Source organism: Nocardia sp. CWNU-33, assembly GCF_046764895.1.
Taxonomy (GTDB): domain Bacteria; phylum Actinomycetota; class Actinomycetes; order Mycobacteriales; family Mycobacteriaceae; genus Nocardia.
This window is the reverse complement of sequence record NZ_JBKOQN010000004.1, coordinates 150,246-172,414: the sequence shown is the minus strand read 5'-3', so window position 1 is coordinate 172,414 and position 22,169 is coordinate 150,246. Positions and strand designations below refer to the sequence as shown.

Below are 22,169 nucleotides of genomic sequence, written 5' to 3'. Positions count from 1 at the left end.
GGATACCGGCGGCGCATTCAGGTAGCGGGGCGCGTCACGCACCGACTGGGCATAGCCACAAATTTGCCGGACACGCGGGAGTCGACAGTTCTCCCCGACCCGGCCGCGCCGACCGCTTAAGCTATCAGCGCCGCAACGTGCGACAAATACTCGAAGTCGAGAAGCCTAAGAGGTAGACGTCCAGGAGGTGCGGAATGCCAGAAGCCGGTCGTTCGCGGCGATCACGTCCGATATTGATTGCGAGCATGTTGCCGATTGCGGTCGTTCTCGGAACCGGAGTAGCCAACGCATTTCTGGATGACACCGCGCAGGCACCTGCCACGCCGCCGACGACAGCGGACTGGCTATCACTGACGCCTCCACTCGGCCAGTCGGCGGCCGACATCGTATCGCCGCCCGACACACGCCGCGGCGATCGAATCGTCAGCCCGGCGAATCCGCTCGCCGCCGGCAATTGGACTCGACTCGTGACGGTGGACGCACCGGACTCGGCGCCGGCCGTGAATCAGGAGCCGATCCAAGCGTTCTGCGAGCACGTCCCCGTAGATCCCCGTCGATGCACCATCACCGCCGTGGACGCAAGCGTCGGTGCGGCAATCGGCGCGGGCATCGGCGCGGGAGTGGTCGCGCCCGTCGCGATAGCCGCCGGAATGGTCGGCGCGGGCGCCGGGTTCGTCGCCGGTATCCCGTTCATGCCGACCGGCTTGGTTGTCGGCCCGCTCGCCGGCGCGGCCGTCGGGGTCGCCGTCGTCGCCGGACCCGCCGCCCTGCTCGGTGGAGCACTCGGGGCGTCGGTCGGGACGATAGTCGGCATCACCACGCCCCTCCCGCAAGAAGACGGCCGAACCGATGGATCCGGCGCGCCCACCAACTCGCCGAAAGAAAACGCGGTCATCAATCCAGTCGTGCATTGAGAATCCGGGCGATCTGAGCAATCGCTCCGGGTTCGGTCATTGTGAGGTGGGTCGCATCGATGTCGAAAATCGACATCTGCCCGCGGACCACCCGCGCCCATCCCTCGTGACCCGCAGCATCGGATCGCCTTTCACGTGTCGCGGCGAAGTAGAGCATGTCGCTGTCCAAGACCGCGGGCCGCCACACACTGGCTGCCCGGATCGCCAGGTTGTAGGCATCGGTCAGACGCTCGATCCGTGCGGCGTCGATACCGAGGCTGCCCCCCAGGTGCCGTTCGATCAGGTCGGCGGCCTCCTCGGCAGTCGCATCGGGGCTCACGTAATCGACGCCCATGACCGGGCCGAGATTGCTGATCAGTTCTCCGGCCGTGACGGTGCGAAGCGTCGACTCGTCGACACCGCCCACCTCGGCGTCCAACAGTGCCAGTAGCGCAACCTGTTCACCGGCGGCGCGCATCTCGACGGCAATGGCATGGGCGATCGCACCACCCAGTGACCAGCCGAGGAGGTGATAGGGGCCGTGTGGCTGAACCGCGCGAATCTCGTCGAAGTAGCGTTCGGCCATTTCTTCGATCGATGTCGGACCGGGGACCTCACCGCCGATTTGTGGCGCCTGAATGCCGTAGATCGGTCGACCGTCGGAGAGGTACTGGTCGAATGTGCGGTAACACCACGACAGGCCCAAGGCCGGGTGGATACAGAACAGTGGTGCTCGCTCACCGCCGGTCCGGATCGGCAACAACACATCGAAGCCGACATCGGTCCGGTCGAGGGCGGGGCCGGAGCGCATTCCGGATTCGATCCGCTTTGCCAGGTCGGCCGGACAGCGATCCGACAACATCCAGCTGATCGGAACCTCGTAGTCGAGTTCCTTGCGCAACTCGCTCACCACTTGCACCGACTTCAGCGAGTTACCACCCAATGCGTAGAAGTCGTCATCGACGCCCACCCGATCCACACCGAGTACCGTTCCGAAGGCCCGGGCAACCTCCCATTCCAGCCACGACGAGGGCTCCCTGAACTCCCCTACCGCGAGCACCGGCTCCGGTAGCCGCGTGCGGTCCAGCTTGCCCGACGGGCTGAGGGGCACCGTGTCGAGCACCACCATCGTGGTGGGCACCATGTAGTCGGGCAGTTTCGTTGCCGCGTGCACCGAGACCGCTGCGGTGTCGACCGTGGCGCCCGCGGCAGGCACGAGGTAGCCGACGAGGTGGTCCACCGCACCGGTGGAGCGCACCACAGCGATCGCCCGGGCGACGCTGGGGTGCTCGGCAAGTACTGCCTCGATTTCACCGAGTTCGATGCGCAGGCCGCGCAGCTTCACCTGAAAATCGGTGCGGCCCATGTATTCCAATTCGCCGCTCCGGCGCCAGCGCACCAGGTCGCCGGTGCGGTACAGGCGCCGGCCGTCACCGTACGGGTCGGGCACGAACCGTTCCGCGGTGAGGCCCGGACGTGACTGATAGCCGCGCGCGAGCTGGTTGCCCGCCAAGTACAGCTCCCCCGCGACCCCGGGCGGTACCGGATGTAACCGCTTGTCGAGTACGTATGCCCGTGCGTTCCATACCGGTGTGCCCATCTGCATGCTCCCGCTGTCGGCGTCGGTCACCCGATGCGAGGTCGCGCACACGGTGAACTCGGTCGGCCCGTACATATTGTGCAACTCGACCCCGGGCACAATTCGCCGCGCGGCGTCCACCACCTCAGGGCCGAATGCCTCACCACCCACCAGGAGCGTCCGCACCGACTCCAGCGACCCCGCAGGCGTCGCGTCCGCAAATACCGCCAGCATCGACGGCACGAACGCGGTGATCGTGACCCGCTGGGTGGCAATGGTTTCGGCGAGATAAGCCGGGTCGGTATGCCCGTCGGCTCGCGCGATCACCAGCCGCGCCCCCACCGCCAGTGGCGCAAACAGCTCCCACACCGACATGTCGAACGTGGCCGGGGACTTCTGCAGTACGACGTCATTCGGCGTCAGTGCGGAGATTTCGTTGACCCACCGCACCTGGTTGACTACCGAAGAGTGCAATATCGCAACACCTTTCGGTCGCCCGGTGGACCCCGAAGTGAAGAGCAGGTATGCAACGTTGTGCGGTCGTAGCGGTGCGAGCCGATCGGCGTCGGTGACCGGCGCGTCATCGAATCCGGACAGCTCCAGCCCTTCGAGGGACGACAGCTCCAGCACCGGTGCGGCGATCGACAGCATGTACGCGATCCGGTCGGCCGGAAGGTCCGGATCGACCGGCACGTACCCGCCGCCCGCGGCCTGCACCGCGTACGTGGCGGTGACCTGGTCCAGTGAACGCCGCATCCGCAGCGCCACCAACGACTCCGGACCCACTCCGCGGGAGATCAACCACCGCGCCAACCGGTATACGCGAGACGCGAATTCCGCATAGGTCAGCGACTGTTCTCCGACTATTATCGCGGGCCGGTCCGCATGCGCCGCTACGGAGTGGGCGAAGACGGAGACCAGCGTCTCGTCGGGACGGAGCCGGCGATCGGTCGCATTCCACCGCGTCAGAACGGCTTCCCGTTCATCTGCGTCGAGCAGATCCACCTCGTGCACCGGCTGTGCCGAATCGGTCACCAGTGCGCCGAGCAACCGCAGCAGGCGATCGACGATCGTGGTCACCGTTGTCGCGTCGAAGAGGTCGCTCGCGTAGGTCACCGCGCCGCTGATGCCGGCCGCGGCACCGGTGGAGTCGTAGGAATCCGACACCGTGATCTGCAGATCGAACAGTGCGGTGTCGATGTCGGCCGTCACAGCCGACGCCGAGAGCCCCGGAAGTTCGAACTGGGCACTGCCGACGTTCTGGAATGCCAGCATCACCTGGAACAGTGGATGGTGGGCATGCGACCGCACCGGATTCAGCTCCTGCACCAGTCGCTCGAACGGAACATCGGCGTGCGCTAACGCGGCCAGATCGGTCCCGCGCACGTGCTCGAGCAGCTGTGTGAAGGTCATCCCCGGGGTCAACCGGGTCCGCAGCACCAGCGTGTTGACGAACATCCCGACCAGATCGTCGAGTTCGGGTTCGCCGCGTCCCGCATGCGGAGTGCCGATCGCGATATCGTCCGTATCGGCCAGCCGGGCCAGCGTAGCCGCCAGCGCAGCGTGCAAGACCATGAACAGCGTCGCGTTGTGTGCTCGCGCGACCTGCTGCAATCGCGCGTGCAGATCGGCACCGACGGTTATCGGTACGCTCGCGCCCGCGTGGGTCTGTACGGGCGGGCGCGTTCGGTCGGTCGGCAGCTCGAGCAAAACCGGAAGTTCCGCCAATTCGACTGTCCAGTAGTCGATCTGGGCGCGTAGCAGCGAGTCGGGATCGTCTTCGGTCCCCAGCACGGTCCGCTGCCAGATCGCGTAGTCGGCGTACTGCACCGGCAGCGGCGGGCGGCTCGGTATCTCCCCGACCAGGCGTGCCGTGTACGCGGTCATCATGTCCCGTGCCAGCGGGCCGAGCGACGACCCGTCGCAGGAGATGTGATGCACCACTACGGCCAGGATCCACTCGTTCGGCCCGAGCTCGAACAACCGGACCCGCACCGGCGCCTCGACCGTCAGATCGAACACCGTCGAGACGAACGCCGACAACGCTTCGGCCAGTTCATATTCCGTGACCGAGGTCACGGTCACCGGCGCGATCGCCTCGGCGGCGGGAAGGACAACCTGCGACAGCTCGCCCTCACCATACGGGTATACGGTCCGCAGTACCTCGTGCCGGTTCAGCACATCCTCGACGGCCGCGCGCAGCGCGTCGAGATTCAGCTGTCCAGACAGTCGTAGCACGATCGGAATGCCGTAGGCCGCCGAGCCGGGGTCGAGCCGGTTCAGGAACCACATTCGCTGCTGTGCGTACGACAGGGGAATTCGCTGCGGCCGTTGCTGTGCGGTCAGCGCCACCCGACCGGTGTCGACCCGCGATTCGGCGCGCGCGGCCAACCGCGCGACCGTCGGCGCCTCGAAAATCATCGACGCCGGGATGGTCGCGTCGAGGGCGGCACCGATCCGTGCGGCTAGGCGGGTGGCCACCAGGCTGTTGCCACCCAGTTCGAAGAAGTCGTCGTCGGCGCCTATCGGACCATCGATGCCGAGGACGTCGGCGAATACGCCGGCCACTATTTCCTGCACCGGTGACGCCGGGGCCCGGAATCGCTTGGCCTGGACGACGGGTGCGGGCAGGGTCGCGCGGTCGAGTTTTCCATTCGGCAACAGGGGGATCGCGTCCAGGATCATCACCGCGGCGGGTACCAGGTACGACGGCAACACCTCGGCCAACGACGCCCGCAACTGTTCACCCGACAAGCTCACCCCGGCTTCCGGCACCGCGTAGGACACCAACATCACCGCACCGGTGTCCTCCCGCCGCGCCACGGTGACCGCGTATGCGACATCCGCTCGCGCGCTCAACACCGCGTCGATCTCGCCGAGCTCGATACGGTAACCGCGGATCTTCACCTGGGAATCGTTGCGCCCCAGAAATTCCAGGGCACCGTCGGTATTCCAGCGCACCACATCACCCGTGCGATACATGCGACGTCCCGGTTCCCCGAACGGGTGCGCCACGAACCGCGCCGCATTCGTCGCCGCCCTGTTCAGGTACCCGCGCGCCAGCGCAGGACCCGCCAGATACAGCTCTCCGGCCACCCCTATCGGCACCGGCTGCAACCGGGCATCCAAAACCAGCGTCTGTATTCCCGGCAGCGGGGTACCGATCGTCGGCCGGTCGGCCGGTCGCAGCGCACCTGTCGCCGTGGCGGCGATCGTGGCCTCGGTCGGCCCGTACAGCACCTGGAACTTCCTGGCGCCCGCGGTGTCGGTGCCTGCCCATCGGCTCACCAGATCCGCCGGGACCTCCTCACCACCGGACATCACCACCCGCAAGTCGTCCAGCCCGGCCGGATCCACCGAGGCGAGCGCGGCCGGGGTCAGAAACGCGTGGGTGACCCGCTGTACGCGCAAGAGCTCGGCCAGCTCGCCACCGCCGTAGATCCCTGTCGGCGCCACGACCAGTACAGCGGCCCGGCTGACCGCGATCAGGATCTCCATCAGTGCGGCGTCGAACGACGGCGTCGCGAAGTGCAAGACCCTGGACGTGTGCCGAAGCTCGCGGTCGGCGCGCCACCCCGAGACGAAGTCTGCGATGCCGGAATGTGTCATGGCGACGCCCTTCGGCACCCCGGTCGTTCCGGAGGTGAAGATCACGTAGGCGACATCCGAGGCCCGCAGCGGCCGCGGTCGCTCGTCATCACCGATCGGGCCGCTCGCCGCCGCGTCGATCTGCGCGGCGACGGCCGGGTCGTCGAGCACGATCCAGTCCACCGAATCGGGCACCTTGGCACGCGCCGAGGACACCGTAATTCCCAGCGTCGCATCGGAATCCGAGACCATCTGCTCGATCCGGCTCGCGGGATAGCCTGGGTCCACCGGCACGTACGCCGCACCCGTCTTGACCACCGCCCACCACGCGACGACGGATTCCATCGACCGCGCTGCCGCCACCAGGACCGGATGCTCCGGTCCGGCGCCACGGCGGATCAGTACCCTCGCCAGCCGGCTGGACCGCTTGTCCAGCTGTGCATACGACAACGTGACATCCCCCGCGACAACAGCGATACCGTCGCCGTTGTCCCGCACGGCCGAGGCGAACACGTCCGGCAGCAATCCGGAGGGCTCCGGTGCCGCCACGGTATGCGCCCCCACCCGCGATGTGAGCGCCGAGCGCTCGTCGGCTTCCAGCCAGTCGATATCCCCGATCACTACGGCCGGATCGTCGGCGACGGCTTCCAGCACCCGCACCAACCGTCGGATGATCGCCGCCACGGTCGCCTCGTCGAACAGATCCCGCGCATAGGTCATCGTTCCCGAGATGCCCTGCACCACACCGGCATTGCCGAACGAATCGGACAGCGCCAGTTGCAAGTCGAACTGGGTCGCCCCGGTATCAACATCCGCTCGGGCGACCCGGACATCGGGCAGCGCGATATCGACCGTCGACACGTTCTGGAACGCCAGGGCCACCTGGAACAACGGATGCCGCGCCGCCGATCGTTCCGGGCTCAACGCCTCCACGACCCGCTCGAACGGCACGTCCGAGTGCTCGAACGCAAGCAGGTCCGTCTCGCGAGTGCGCATCAGCAACTCGGCGAACGGCTCGCCCATATCCACCCGGGTCCGCAATGCGAGGGTGTTCACGAACATCCCCACCAGATCGTCCAGAGCGGGCTCGCCGCGCCCCGCGACCGGGGTGCCGATCACTACATCATCGCTGCCACCGAGACGCCCCAATACCGTTGCCAGCGCCGCATGCATCACCATGAACAGCGACGACCCGCGCGACCGTGCCAGCGTGAGCAACCGCTCGTGCAGCCTCGCATCGATCTCCACCGGAACCCGGCTTCCCGACAGTGATGCGACGGTCGGGCGTGATCGGTCCGCGGGCAGTTCCAGCCGGTCCGGTGCGTCCGCGAGCGTCGAGCGCCAGAACTCCAGCTGCGTGGACATCAACGACGCCGGATCGTCCTCAGTCCCCAGCATCTGCCGTTGCCACCACGCGAAATCCGCGTACTGCACGGCCAGCGGCTCCCATTCCGGCGCGTGCCCTGCCAGTCGCGCGGTATACGCCGCCATCACGTCACGGGCCAGCGGCCCCATCGACTGACCATCGCCTGCGATGTGATGGACCACCAGCACCAGCAGGAATTCTCCTGTGTCACCGTCGAGCTCGAACAATCCCACTCGCATCGGCACTCCGGCCGTCACATCGAATCCGCGCCGCACGAACTCGCCCACCACATCGGGGACCGAATCCACCGGCACTCGCACCGGCTGCACTGGCACCGCGGGCTCGTCGAGAACGACCTGCCGCGGCTCACCGGAGACTTCCGGATATATCGTTCGCAGTACCTCGTGACGTGCCATCACATCCGCGAGCGCGGCCGCCAGCGCCGCGGTGTCCAGCTGTCCCGACAGCCGCAGCATCACCGGAATGTTGTATGCCGCCGAGTCCGGCTCGAACCGGTTCAGGAACCACATCCGCTGCTGTGCCAGCGACAGCGGCACGGGGTCGGGGTGCACTCCGGGCAGTAGGGGCAACCGGCCCCCACCGCTGAGTGTCCCTGCGAGCGCGGCCAATTCGCCGACGGTCGGCGCCTCGAATACCGATCGCACCGGCACGCGCACGTCCATGGCCGCACCTATGCGCGCCACCACAAGCGAGGCGCTCAGCGAATCGCCGCCCAGCGCGAAGAAGTCGTCGTCGACTCCCACCCGGTCCACGTCGAGTACCTGCTCGAATGTCCGCGCGACCAACTCTTCCAACCCCGGCGATGGCGCCCGGAATTCGCGGGCGACGGCAACGGGTTCGGGCAACCGCTCGCGATCCAGCTTCCCGTTGGCGGTCAGCGGCACCTCGTCCAGCACCACCACCGCGGATGGCACCATGTACCGGGGCAACGCCTCGGCCAGCGCCGCACGCAACTCCTCGCCCGATACCTCCGCCCCGGTCGCGGGCACGACATAGGACACCAGCAGCACCGGTCGCCCCTCATCGCTGCGCGGCACGGTGACGGCGTATGCCACATCCGCACGCGCACCCAGCACCGCGTCGATTTCCCCCAGCTCGATCCTGGTGCCACGCACCTTCACCTGAAAATCGTTGCGACCCAAGAACTCCATCTCACCATCGGCGGTGCGACGCACCACGTCACCGGTCGCGTACATGCGCTGACCCGACTCCCCGAACGGGCATGCGACGAACCGCGCCGCAGTCAACCCCATCCTGGCGATATACCCATTGGCCAGGCCGGGGCCGAACAGGTACAGCTCGCCCGCGACACCGGCCGGCACGGGCCGCAACCAGGTATCCAGGACCACGGCCGCGACCGGGCCGACCGGCCTGCCGATCGTGATCGTGACACCCGGTGCCAGAGCGTCGCCGGAGGTAGCCCAGATAGTGCATTCCGTCGGCCCGTAGACATTGACCATGGCGCGATGTGGCGCCCACCGATCGACCAGTTCCGGCCCGACCGGCTCACCGGCCGCTGCCAGCACGCGCAGCCCGTCGAGACCATCGCACGGGACTGTCGCCAGCGCCGAAGGGGTCACTATGGCATGCGAAATACCTTCTCGCCGAATCAGATTCGCCAGCTCGGGGCCGGCGTAGACATCGGCAGGCGAGACGACGAGCCGACCGCCCGAGCCGTGCGCCATCAACAGCTCGAACACCGAGGCGTCGAAACTGGGCGAGGCGACCTGCAGCACCACCGACGTCGGGTCGACGTCGAGTATTCGCCGCTGGGCCGCGACGATATCGGCCAAGCCGCGATGGCTGACGAGAACGCCCTTGGGCGTTCCGGTCGACCCGGAGGTGTAACTCACGTACGCGGTCTGATCCCGCCGAATCGGCCCGCCGCGTTCGGCATCGCTGATCGGCACGGCAGGAACCGAGTCCATGGCGCCGAGCGTCTGCTCCGCGTCGAGGATCAGCCAGTCGACGCCATCCGGAAGGTGCTTCCTGATGGACGTATCGGTAAGCCCGAGGATGGTTTTCGAGTCCGACAGCAGAAATGCGATGCGGTCCGATGGCAGGGCCGGATCAATCGGTAGGAAGGCGGCGCCCGTCTTGGACACGGCCCACAGTGCCACCGTCGCCGCAAGGGATCGCGGAAGCACAGAGGCGACGACCTGTCCTCGCCGGGCGCCGTGCCGCAGCAGGACCCGAGCCAGACGTGCGGAGCGCTCGTCGAGCTGCCGGTAGGTCATGGCGGCCGTACCACACCGCACGGCGATCGCGTCGAGTTCGGCGGCAGCGGAAGCGGAAGCGGCGAGTATGCGGTCCAACGTGTCCGGAATCGCAGCTTCCGCACCCGAAACCGGCCACGACGGCCCCGGTTCCGCGTCGAGCGGCAGCTCACCCAGCCGCACGTCCGCGTTCGCGGCGATCCGGCACAGCAACTCGACGAAGCGGTCGAGGATGCGGCGCGCCGACGCGGTATCGAATGCACGGTCGTGGAATCGGAGGATGATCCGCAGCCCCTGTGCCTCACCGTCCTCGGACTGCTTCGGTTCCACGACCAGGCTCAGCGGGTACGGCGTCGCGTCCACACCGCTGAGTTCGTCCACCCGCAGGCCCGCCGAATCGACGAGTTCCTGCAGCGCCGTCCGGTCGACCGGGAACGACTGGAAGGCGATCGCGGTGTCGAAGAGTTCGGGCAGTCCGACGCTGCGGTGAATCTCGGGCAGACCGATATGGTGATGCTCCAGCATGCGCGCGTGCCGCGCCTGAATGCCGGTCAGCAACTCGCGTACCGTCATTGTGGGTTCGAGCGGGACTCGCACCGGAACCGTAGTCAGGAACATGCCGAGCGTCTGATCGACCAGCGGCAACTCCGGCGGTCGGCCCGACACCGCGGCGCCGAAGATCACATCGGTCTCACCGGTCAGCACGCGCAGATTCAGGGCCCAGGCCGCGGTGACGGCCGTATTGACAGTGACACCCGCCTGCGCCGCCACTCGACGGAGTTCTCCGAAACGATCCGCCGTCAGCTCGGCCCCGACCTCGGCGGCGGATACCGGGCCCGCCGCGCCGATGTCGCGGGACACCCGGGTGGGTGCGCCGACATCCGAAAAGGCTTGCGCCCATGCCGCTTTGGATGCGGTGCTGTCCTGCCGACCCAGCCAGGACAGATAGTCGCGGTAGGAGGGCGCGGGTTCGGCGGAGTCGATATGCGCGGGAGATCCGTAGTAGTCGAGCAGTTCCCGCATCAGCAGCGGCATCGACCAGCCATCCAGGATCACATGGTGATTCGTGACGAGCAGCCGGAAAGACCCCGCATCGAGACGGATCAGCGTCAAGCGCAGCAGCGGAGGAGCCGACAGGTCGAATCCCGCCGCCGCGTCCGCCGCGGCAATGGATCGCGGGTCGGCGGGGGATTCCGCATCGCCGGCATCGGCGAGATCGATCTCCCGGAACGGGATTTCGGCATGGTCCAGCACGATCTGGCACGGCCCGGCTGCCGTCTCCACAAATGCGGCCCGCAGGATATCGTGCCGGTCGACCACGGCCTGAGCGGCACGTCGCAGGCGCGCACCGTCGACCGCGCCGGAAAGTCCGATCATCGTCTGGACGGTGTAGTTGTCCCCGGCATCCGGGTCGAACATCGAGTGGAAGTGCATCCCGGATTGCGTGGGCGACAACGGCCATACGTCCGACAGGCCGCGGTACTGCCGTTCGAGCCGATCGATGTCGGGTTGTGTGAGCGCGACGAGCGGAAACTCCGAAGCATGATCCGCCGTCGGGATTGTCACCGGAGCCGCTCCGCCGCCCGCCATCGCGGCGAGGGCGGCAACTGTCTTGCCTTCGAATACATCTCGCGGCGTGAACGTGAGCCCGGCGGATCTCGCCAGCGCCACCAGCCGCATCGAGACGATACTGTCCCCGCCGAGCGCGAAGAAGTTGCTATCGGCGGACACCGTATCGAGATGGAGCACATCGGCGAACAGTTGCGCCACGACCTGCTCAGTATGCGTCGACGGCGGCCTGCCGGCTGCGGTGTCGGAGTCGAAGGCGCGCTGCCGCAATGCTTTCCGATCGATCTTTCCCGTGGGGGTGCACGGCATCTCTTCGAGCTGCACGATCGCCGCAGGATTCATATAACGAGGTAGCCTGCCCGCGAGATCGTCGCCGAGTGCCGCCACATCCACGGCAGCGCCCGTCGCGGAGACGACATAGGACACCAGAACCGGTTCGCCGGCAGGCCCTTGCACCGCAACGGTGGCGACGCTCGCCATGTCCGGGTGCCGGGCCAGGTGGGCATCGATTTCCCCCGGCTCGATCCGCAGGCCGTGAATCTTGACCTGTTGATCGCTGCGGCCCAGATATTCCAGTGCCAACCCGGCGCTTCCGCGCACCCAGCGCACGGAATCACCGGTGCGGTAGATCCGCTGGCCGCGGGTGGATCGCGGATCGGCAACGAAGCGCGACGCGGTCACGCCCGGTCGATCGACGTACCCGCGGGCAAGTCCGGGCCCACCGATATAGAGTTCGCCCGCGACACCGACCGGCACCGGTCGCAGCCACGTGTCGAGAACCATCGCGGACGCGCCTCGGATCGGGCCACCGATCGTCACCGGCTCGCCGGGTACGAGGGCATCCGACCCCGTCGCCCAGATCGTGCACTCGGTCGGTCCGTAATGATTCATCAGCCGTCGCCCAGCGCCCCATCGGTTCACGGTGTCCGGCCCGGTCGCTTCACCGACGACCGCGAGCGATGCCAACGACGGCGTCCGGGACGGATCCATGGTGCCCAGCACGGACGGGGTGATGATCGCGTGCGAAACCTGCTGCGACCGAAGCAATTCCTCGAGGTCGGCCCCGCCGTACACCTCCGGTGGCGCCACCACGAGACAGGCGCCACTGCCGTGCGCCAACAGCAACTCCGACAAGCAGGCGTCGAATCCCGGCGACGCGACCTGCAACACCACCGAATCCGTACCCACACCGAAGGCGTCGACTTGCGCCGCGACAAGGTCGGCCAGACCTCGATGGCTGAGGTGGACCGCCTTCGGTTTGCCGGTCGATCCGGATGTATGGATCACGTATGCCGCATTGTCGGCCGACAGCCGGTCGGCCCCGGCCGGGACACCGGACGGACGAGGTAGATCCTCATGAACGTCCGAAGCCGAAGCGTCCAGAATCAACCAGTCGACAGTATCCGGAAGCTGCGGTGCCACAGCGCTGGTCGTCACGCCCAGACTGGTCCGTGAGTCGGACAACAACTCCTCGATCCGCGCGGCGGGATTGCCGGGATCCAACGGCAGGAAGGCGGCGCCTGTTTTCGCCACCGCCCAGATCGCAACGACCAGTTCGACCGAACGGGGAACGGCCAATGCGACGATCGACTCGGCGCGAGCACCATGGCCGACCAGCAGACGAGCGCACCCGTTCGCGCGACGCTCCAGCTCACGATAGGTCCACGTGGTGTCACCGCACCGGACAGCCACGGCATCCGGATACCTCCGCGCGGTCCCCCACAGGATGTCGCGCAGCACGAGCTCCGCGGCCGGCTCTTCGCTGCCGACCGAAAGCAGTTCCGCGCGTTCGGAATCCCAGCAGGAGGAGATCGCGGCGACCTTCTGAGCGGGATCGCTGACGATCTGCGTGAGAAGCAGTTCGAATCGTTCGAGCAGTGTGCGGGCATCGTGTGAATCGAATCGGTCGGTGGCGAATTTCAGCATCACCGAGTAGGTGCCGGGCTCGTCGGCGTCCAGTCGTCCGTCGCGACTCGACCGCGGCGGGCTCACTTGCAAACTCAGCGGATACGGCGTGGCATCGTGTGCGTCGATCTCGACGAGCCGCAATCCGGCGTCGGAGAGATTGCGTGCCAACAGTTCCCGGTCGAGCGGATAGGACTCGAGCACCGTCGCGGTGTCGAACATATCGGTGATACCAGTGGCCCGTTGCAGCTCCGCCAAGCCGATGTGCTGGTGATCCAGCATGGCGGCCTGCTCGGATTGCACGCGGACGAGCAGGTCGCCGACGGTTTCGTCGGGTTCGAGTCGGACTCGGACGGGCAGCGTGTTGACGAGGAGCCCGACCGTACGCTCGATATCCGGAATCTGCGGCGGGCGGTTCGACAACGTGTTGCCGAACACCACGTCCGACCGTCCGGTCAGGACGGCCACCAGCAATGCCCACGCCACCTGCAGGGCCGTGTTGGCAGTGACGCCGTGCGAGCGGCCCAGATCGAGAATCGCAGCGGTGGTCGCGGCGTCCAGGTTCAGGCCGACTTCGCCGGCGTGCATGGTGACGATCCGATCCGGCCCGCTCGTGACCCGCGTCGGACTGTCGATTCCAGCAAGCATCTCCCGCCACGCGGCGGTTGCGGCGTCGCGATCCTGAACCTGTAGCCACTGCAGATACTCTCGATACGAACGAGGGGGCGCGAGCTCGGCGGTATCGCCGTCGGATGTGTACAACGCGAGCAATTCGTGGATCAGCAGGGGCATCGACCAGCCGTCCAGCACGAGGTGGTGGTTGGTGACCAGCAACTGGAACATATCGACGCCGGTGCGCACGAGGTGGAAACGCACCAGCGGCGGGCGGGCCGGGTCGAACGGAGCCGCGGCCGCCGTCGCGAGTCGCCGAAGCGCTTCGGCCTGCCGGCCGGCATCGCTGATATCGGTGATACTCGACTCGGCCCAATCGACCTTGGTGTCGCGCAACACGATCTGACGTGGCCCATCGGCACTTTCGACGAACGCGGTCCGCAGACTGTCGTGCCGGTCGATGAGCACCTGCGCGGCCCGCCGCATCCGCTCCGCATCCACCTGCCCGGCAAACGTCAGCGCCGCCTGCACGATGTAGCCGTCGTCGCCGTCCCGGTCGTAGATCGTGTGGAACAGCAGCCCGGACTGCAGGGCGGTGAGTGGCCACACATCGGTCATCGACGGGTAGTCCCGCAGCCAGTTGTCGACATCGTCCTGCGATACCGCGGTAAGCGGGAAGTCGGAGGGGGTGAAGCCGGGTGTGGTGTCGGATCGGACATGATCGGCAAGTGCCCCCAGAGCTCGAGCCCACAGCCCGGCGAGCTCGTCGACGTCCTGACCTCCCAATACCTGCGAGGCGAACTCCCAGGTCGCGTCGAGTTCGAGCCCGTCGCGGCCTTCCTCGGCGATCGCATTGATATCGAGCACGGCGGACAGCGTCATCCCCGGATCGCTCGTCGCGGTCAGTGCGGTGAATTCGGTCGTCGGCGCCCAGGGCACCGAGCGTTCACCGACACCCACCCGCCCGAGATAGTTGAAACTGATCTGAGGTTCGGGCAGGTCTGCGAGCTCGGCGCTGCCCTGGGAATCGAGGTGACGCAGCATCTGATAGCCGATGCCGTTGCCGGGCACCGCGCGCAGCTGCTCCTTCACCTGCTTTATCGCCAGTCTCGCACTCAGGCCGCCGGCCAGCGCATCATCGAGGTCGATATTCTCCCCTCCGATCCGGACCGGGAAGCGTGTGGTGAACCAGCCCACGGTGGCGCCGAGATCGGCGCCGGGGACGGCCCGCTCCTCGCGGCCGTGCCCTTCCAGCGAGATCAACTCTCCGGCGGCCGCCGCCGAACCACGCCTGCGCCGCCACTCACCGAGTGCCAGTACCAGGGCCGCGAGCAACGGATCGTTGGCACTGCAGTGGAAGCGGTCCGGAATGGTGATGAGAACCGCCTCGGCAACCGCTGCCGGGATGCGCTGATGTACCCGGCCCGCCGTGGCCCCGACGTCTCGATCCGGGACAAGACGGCGCGACCCGATGAGCTGATCGCCTCGCTCGAGCATGTCTTTCCACAGGTCGAGCTCCGCCGACCGCCTGTCCGGCGCCTGCTCGACCAGCCCGTGCACCCACCGCCGGAACGAGGTGGTGACCGGGCCGAAATGCGGTTCGCCGCCGCCGGAAACCTGCGACCAGGCTTGCGCGAGGTCGGCGAGGATGATGCGCCACGACACCGCGTCGACGGCGAGATGGTGGATCACCAGCCACATCAGGTCGGGTCCCGAGCCGTTGCCATCCTGAATCCAGACGGCCTGAATGAGCACACCGTTACTCGGGTCCAATCGATCCGCGGCGTTGTGCAGGTGCCGGTCGACTTCGGCGGCGTCACGCCGATCGAGCCGAACATCGACGAGCGCGGCGTCCGGGTCGACCGCTTCCCGATCGAGTACTTCGACGTACCGATCAACCGAATCACCGCCGCGCAGTGCCGCGCGCAGCATATCGTGGCGGTCCAGCAGGGATCCCAGTACGCGCACAAGGCCCGCTCGATCAACCCCCTCGGGCAGCTGCACGAGCGCGGCCTGCGCAAATCGGTCGTAGTGACCCCGATCGAGCATTGCGCGCATAATCGGTGACAACGGCATCGGCCCTATGCCGCCACCGGGCAACTCGGCCAAACCGGGGGTATCGCCGGCTTCCGTCGCCGTGGCCGCCAGGCCCGCGACGGTCTTGTGCACGAACACATCCTGTGTGGAGAAACTCAGGCCCTCGGCCTTGGCCCGCGCCACCAACCGGATCGACAGAATGCTATCGCCGCCGAGGGCGAAGAAGCTGTCGTCCGCCCCGACTCGAGGCACGCCGAGCACCTCGGTGAACAGCCTTGCGACCGTCTTTTCCCGGGCTGTGGCCGGCGCCCGACCGACCGGCGCGGTCCCGAATTCGGGCTTCGGCAAAGCGCTGCGATCGAGCTTGCCGAAGGCGTTCACCGGGAGGCTGTCCATCCAGAGGATCACCGCCGGGGCCATATGCGGCGGCAGCGAATCGCGGGCGAAGCCTTGGAGTTCGAGCGGATCGATCCGACGGCCGTTGAGCGGGACGACATAGGACACCAGCACGGTCGTGCCGGTGTTGTTCTGCACCGGCACCGTGACGGAAAGGGCCACGTCCTCGTGTGTGGTGAGCACGGAGTCGATTTCACCCGGTTCGATCCGGTATCCGCGGATCTTGACCTGGAAGTCGCTGCGCCCCATCAACTCCAGCGTCAGATCGGCATTGTCGCCGGTCCAGCGCGCGATGTCGCCGGTGCGGTACATCCGATCGCCGGTGCCGCCGTACGGATCGGCGACGAACCGGGCGGCGGTTTCGACGCACAGATGGCTGTATCCACGGGCCAATCCCGGCCCGGCGAGATACAACTCGCCCGCGGCGCCTTTGGGCACCGGTTGGAGCGTTCGGTCCAGCACCATCGCCGAGACGCCACGGATGGGGCCACCGACCGTGTGGGCACGACCGGGTCTCAGCATGGCACCGACGGCGGTCACGGTGGTTTCGGTGGGACCGTATTCGTTGTACATGGACACCGACGGTGTCCACCGCTCGATGACGTGCGGTGGACATACGTCGCCACCGACCACGACCACCCGCAAGTCGGTCGTCGGAGGCGGGTCCACGGTTGCCAGCATCGTGGGCGTCAGCGTCAGGTGGGTCACGTGCTCGTCGGCCAGCAGTTGCGTGAGCGGCTCACCGCCGGTCACCTCAGGCGGCACGATCACCAGCGTGGATCCGTTCGCGAAGCAGGTCAGAAACTGTTCCAGGGAGGCGTCGAAACTGGGTGAGAGGGCATAGGACACGCGGGATGTTGTGTCGATGCCGTACGTGGTGGCGCGGTCGGCAACGAGATTCGCGAGGCCGGTGTGCGTGACCTGGACGCCTTTCGGCGCTCCGGTGGATCCGGAGGTATAGGTGATATAGGCGACGTTGGACGGCCGTAGTGGGCGGACACGGTCATCGTCGGAAATCGGCCCGCTCGCAGCGTCGCATTCCCCCAGCGTTGCGGGGTCGTCGAGAACCACGTGGGGCATCGCCAGCGGGAGCCGCCCGCGCAGGGCGTCGACGGTGATTGCCACAGCTGCGCCGCTGTCGGCGACCATATGTTCTATCCGCTTCGACGGGTACTCGGGGGCCAACTGGACAAACGCGGCCCCGCATTTCGCGACCGCCCAGGTCGCCACGACCGATTCGACCGAGCGTCGCAGCATGATCGCCACCGCCGTGTCCGGCCCACAACCCAGAGCTATCAGATGCCGGGCCAGCTGGGAGGATCTGGTGTCCAGCTCGCCATACGTCATTGTCTGCCCGGCCGAGGTGATTGCGCACGCACTACGATTCCGGCGCACGCTCTCGGTCAGAATCTCCGGAAGTAGCCGTGTTTCGACCCCGCTGGGCCCCCGGACAGGTAGCAGCGCAGACCGTTCCTGTGCTTCGAGCAGCGGCAGTCTGCTGACCGGACATCCCTCTCCCCCGGCGAGGAACTCGTGCAGAAACATGCAGAACCGCCGATGGTGAGCAGCGAGCTCGTCGGGGCTGTAGGCATTCGGGTTCCCTTGGAAGTCGATATGTGTACTGTCTCTGCCCGCGCCCGGGTAGATATTGACGAAAAGGTCGGCGGTAGGGCCTGAGGTGAGGACGTTCAGGCGGCCCGTCGTGTTGCCCAGCACAACCTCGTTCTCGATCATCATGAGGTTCACGGCCGGCCCGAAGGATGCCGCCTCGTCGCGGGCAATCCCCATATCGTGGAATATGTCCTCTTGGCGGTAGCGCTGCCGCCGAAGAGCACTCGTCAACTCGCTTTGCACAGCGGCGATCAGTTCACCGACGCTGCGGCCGGCGACCTGCACTCGCAGCGGGACCACATTTGCCACCATCCCTCCCGAACGGCGCAGCACGGCAGAGTGCCGACCCGAAACCGGCAGACTCAGCAATACTTCATCGCTTCCGGTCATCCGCGCGAGATAAGCGGCGAACGCCGCGACGATGACCGGAGCCACACTCGGGCCGTGCTCGAGCGCGACGCTTTCCAGAAGATGCGCGGTGGCCTCCGGCAGCTCTGTGCTGACCAGCGCCGGATGAATGGTGGGCTTGCCCACGCGACCGGCCAGGCTGACGACGGGAGGTGCGCCTGCCAGGTGCTCCAGCCAGTACTTGCGGTCGTTGTCGAAACGCGCCGAACCCCGGTACGCCAGATCCTGCTCGACGACGTCCCCCAGGTCCTGCGCCGCGCACGGTGCCGCTTCCTCGGACCTCACCCAAGCGTTGTACAACTCGGTTATCCGGTGCAGCATTGTTACCGCAGCAAATCCGTCGAGCGCGATATGGTGCGCGCGCTGGTACCACAGGAAATGGTCCTCGCCGACCTGGAACACAATGCTCGTCATGAGGTCGTCATTCAGCAAGTCCAACGGAGCTGAATAATCCTGAACCATAAGTCTGTGCGCAGTTGCCACCGGATCGGTGTGCCGGCGCAAGTCCACGACCGACACCTGACCTCCACTTTCGTGGACGAACTGACACGGCTCTCCGTCGACCTCGATCAGTCGCATATGTCCGGATCCGAACTCGCGACTGGCGGTTCTGCAGGCCTCGGCAAGCAGTTCCACGTCCAACTCGCCTACGATCTCGACGTATTGGGCCACAGATATCGGCGACGATTCCGCGAGATGCTGGGCAAACCAGATCCCCCGCTGCGCCGCAGTCAGTGGAAGAATGTCGAATGACGGCAGTCGCGTGTCTCCATTACCGTTGGAGCGCGCGCCGGACCCGTTACCAGAATCCGGGTTTCCGGAAGAGCGGAATGAGCTGATTTCCAACCATTTCGATAAGTCCGGGCTGTCACTCTTTTGGCCCATTTCGACCTCCGCTGACATCGTTGCATTCAGGATCTCAGTTATATTGCTGCAAAGTTGCCTGTACCGGCTTGTTGGAATTTTGCAATATGGTAACGATAACCGGATCGTGTGCTCAGGAAGGGATAGTCGTGGCGATCGGCACCCGATCTCGCCGACGATGCGCGGCGTTCTCGTCGGCCGGACGTTTCAGTCATTCGTCCATCGTCCGGTCGCCCGCAGCGCAGAGCCCAGGGACTGAAGCCACAAGTTTAGAGTACGATTCGACATCCGGCCGCAAATATGGTGCAGACACTTGTCGCGCCGTCAAAATGGCTCTATCGTGGTACGATCGGCCATGCGAGCCTGAGAGAGCAGTTCATACCGGTAGAGCAGCAAAGATACAGCTAACGTCCGCCATGATGGGCCGGATTAGGCTATCGACAGTTCCACCGCCCCACAATAGGCCTTGAAATCCCGAACAACTGCGCGACCTGTTTCGAATGCTTCAGCACCAGGTAGACATCGAATCCTGCGGGAGATCCAGGGGCTCCCCACTCGCCAGCGCGACTCCTCGATCAGATGGTTGCTTATGATTAACCGCGCTATGTTTTGGACCGCCTGCGGCACTCCGTAGACTGCGGGATTGCCGAGTCATTACGAGCCGCTGAATTTGCGCTGCGAAATCCCCGTTTACGCCCATGGACGAGCCGGGGACGGTCCGAATTGGGAATAGCTATCTGCAACGGTATTAATTCGCTCGCTCGACAGCGAGCTCGTTATCGAGGGTCTGATCGGCGACGCGCCGTTCCCGCGACAGGATCCGCCGCTCGCCTGCGTCATGCCCGTGCTCCAACGTGGACGTGACGAATTCGGATCCGTTACCGCCGACCTCGTGCCCGGCGCCCGCGATTCGCTCGGGCTGCGCCACTGGCAAGACCGCGCCACGGTGCACGGCGACAGGATTTCGTTCGAGCATCTACCGCCATCGCTGCCACGTCCGCTCCTTGGAGTTCGGCCTCATGTATCACTCGCCTGGCCCAAGGTCCCGAGGCCGCCACGCCCGAACCTCAGGCTGCCACCACACGCGCCATCGGACTGCCCCACACCCACCCCGGCCCCACCAGAAGTGGCGGCTGCCTCTCCCATGGAAATTGGCCGGTTTGCCGCCGATGCGTCCTGCGCTCTTCGACATTTCGGCTGCCTGCTGCTCACCACCGCGGCAGCAACCGTCGTGACACTGGTCATCGTGGCTCGCCGCGATATGCACGACTGGCGCCCTGGCCTTCGCCATCATCCCGGGGCTGGTTGCCGGCCGGAGAAATCTCGTGCCCCCAGTCGGATTCGAACCGACACTTTGCAGATTTTAAGTCTGCTGCCTCTGCCAATTGGGCTATAGGGGCGCCCGGTCAGCGTACCGACTCGTACTGCCGTACCGAAATACTCCTCGGACGGCTGTGCCTGCCACGCTAGGCCGGATGGGCATGCCTGGGCGACGAGTGGCGCATGATGGCGGAGTTCACGGCGTGTCGCCGCCCTCGTGTGCTGCTCGTCGAAGAATTCGCCGGTTCAGTCGGTGGCGTCTGCGGGCTGAGCTGTGCCGGGGGTAGTGCGCAGCACGGAGTGGCGGCGGCCGTAGGCGACGTAGACGAGCAGGCCCAGAGCCATCCAGACCACGAAGCGGAGCCAAGTTTCGACGGAGAGGTTGAGCATCAGCCACGCGCAGGCCAGGACCGCGAGGACGGGGATGAGCGGGACAAGGGGGACTCGGAAGCCACGCGGGAGGTCCGGACGGGTGCGGCGCAGGATGAGCACGCCGATGGCGACGAGCACGAAGGCGAACAAGGTGCCGATATTGACCATCTCTTCGAGGGTGCCGAAGTCGATGAAGCCGGCCAGGATCGCGCAAATGACGCCCACGATGACGGTCAGGCGCACCGGGGTGCCATGTTTACCGGTGTGGGCCAACCTGCGCGGCAACAGCCCGTCGCGGGACATGGCGAACAGGACTCGGGTCTGCCCGAGGTACATCACCATGACAACGGTGGTCAGACCGGCGAGCGCGCCGACGGAGATGATGTTCTTCACCCAGGTCGCGCCGTGGATCGCGAAGGCGGTGGCAAGCGTGGCATTGTCACCGGCGAGGGCGGTGTAAGGGACCATTCCGGTGAGCACGAGGGAGACCGCGACATAGAGCACCGTGACGATCAGCAGTGAACCGAGAATGCCCCGAGGCAAGGATTTTTGCGGGTTCTTCGTTTCCTCGGCGGTGGTCGCGACGACATCGAAGCCGATGAACGCGAAGAACACCAGACTGGCGGCCGCGAGCAAGCCGTACCAGCCGAAGGTGCTGTGGCCCGCGCCGGTGAGGAACGAGAACAGCGACTGGTGCAACCCCTCACCTTCCGCTCCCGGCTGCGACGGCGGAATGTAGGGCTTCAGATTCGAAGAGTCGAAATAGGTGGCACCAACGACCAGCACCAGCGCGACCACACACAATTTGATGGCCACCGCCACTGCGGAAACCCGGGATGAGACCTTCGTTCCGACCGCGAGCAACACCGCGAGAATCGCGATGAGAAGTACTGCGCCCCAATCGAAGGTGATAGGCCCGAGATGCACGACCGGCTGTCGAGACCCCATCACTTCGCCGAGGTATTGCGACCAGCCCTTGGCCACAACGGAAGTCGCGAGCGCGAACTCCAAAATCAAGTCCCAGCCGATGATCCAGGCGACCAGCTCACCAAAGGTTGCGTAGGAGAACGTGTATGCACTGCCGGCTACCGGCACGGTCGAGGCGAACTCTGCGTAACAGAGCGCCGTGAGCCCACAGGCGATCGCGGCGAAGACAAAAGCGAGCGAAACCGACGGCCCGGCAACATTTCCGGCGGTCCGCGCGGTGAGGGTGAAGATACCGGCACCGACGACGACGGCGACACCGAAGACCGTGAGGTCCCAGGCGGTCAGATCCTTGCGTAGCTTGGAGTCCGGCTCGTCGGTGTCTTGGATCGACTGCTCCACGGATTTGGTGCGGAACAGAGCGTTTCGACGATCGGGTCGCGAAGTCGTCACACGGTCTCCTTGTATCGTTGATCTCGAAGGGGTAC

The 22,169-nt window shown here is 66.1% G+C and carries 4 protein-coding genes and 1 tRNA gene; 1 reads left to right on the top strand and 4 read right to left on the bottom strand.

The genetic code is table 11. From position 1 onward, the window contains the following. Positions 1-245 precede the first annotated feature (245 nt). Positions 246-914, top strand: coding sequence for a hypothetical protein (locus tag ACLMAL_RS06670; RefSeq protein WP_411998270.1), 669 nt, complete (start codon positions 246-248; stop codon positions 912-914). On the opposite strand, the gene ACLMAL_RS06665 is transcribed toward ACLMAL_RS06670, so the two are convergent. The 4 genes from ACLMAL_RS06665 to ACLMAL_RS06650 all read right to left on the bottom strand — a co-directional run bounded on the left by ACLMAL_RS06665 (position 895) and on the right by ACLMAL_RS06650 (position 22,134). Continuing rightward, entirely contained in the window at positions 895-19,086 is an 18,192-nt protein-coding gene (locus tag ACLMAL_RS06665; RefSeq protein WP_411998269.1) for an amino acid adenylation domain-containing protein, read from the bottom strand. The genes ACLMAL_RS06670 and ACLMAL_RS06665 overlap by 20 nt on opposite strands. 727 nt (positions 19,087-19,813) lie before the next feature. Then, entirely contained in the window at positions 19,814-20,041 is a 228-nt protein-coding gene (locus ACLMAL_RS06660; protein ID WP_411998268.1) for a hypothetical protein, read from the bottom strand. Between the two features lie 350 nt (positions 20,042-20,391). Further along, positions 20,392-20,465: transfer RNA gene (locus ACLMAL_RS06655), tRNA-Leu, on the bottom strand. A 166-nt stretch (positions 20,466-20,631) separates the two neighbouring features. After that, on the bottom strand, positions 20,632-22,134 hold the full coding sequence (locus tag ACLMAL_RS06650) for an amino acid permease (protein WP_411998267.1): 1,503 nt from the start codon (positions 22,132-22,134) through the stop codon (positions 20,632-20,634). Positions 22,135-22,169: the final 35 nt, after the last annotated feature.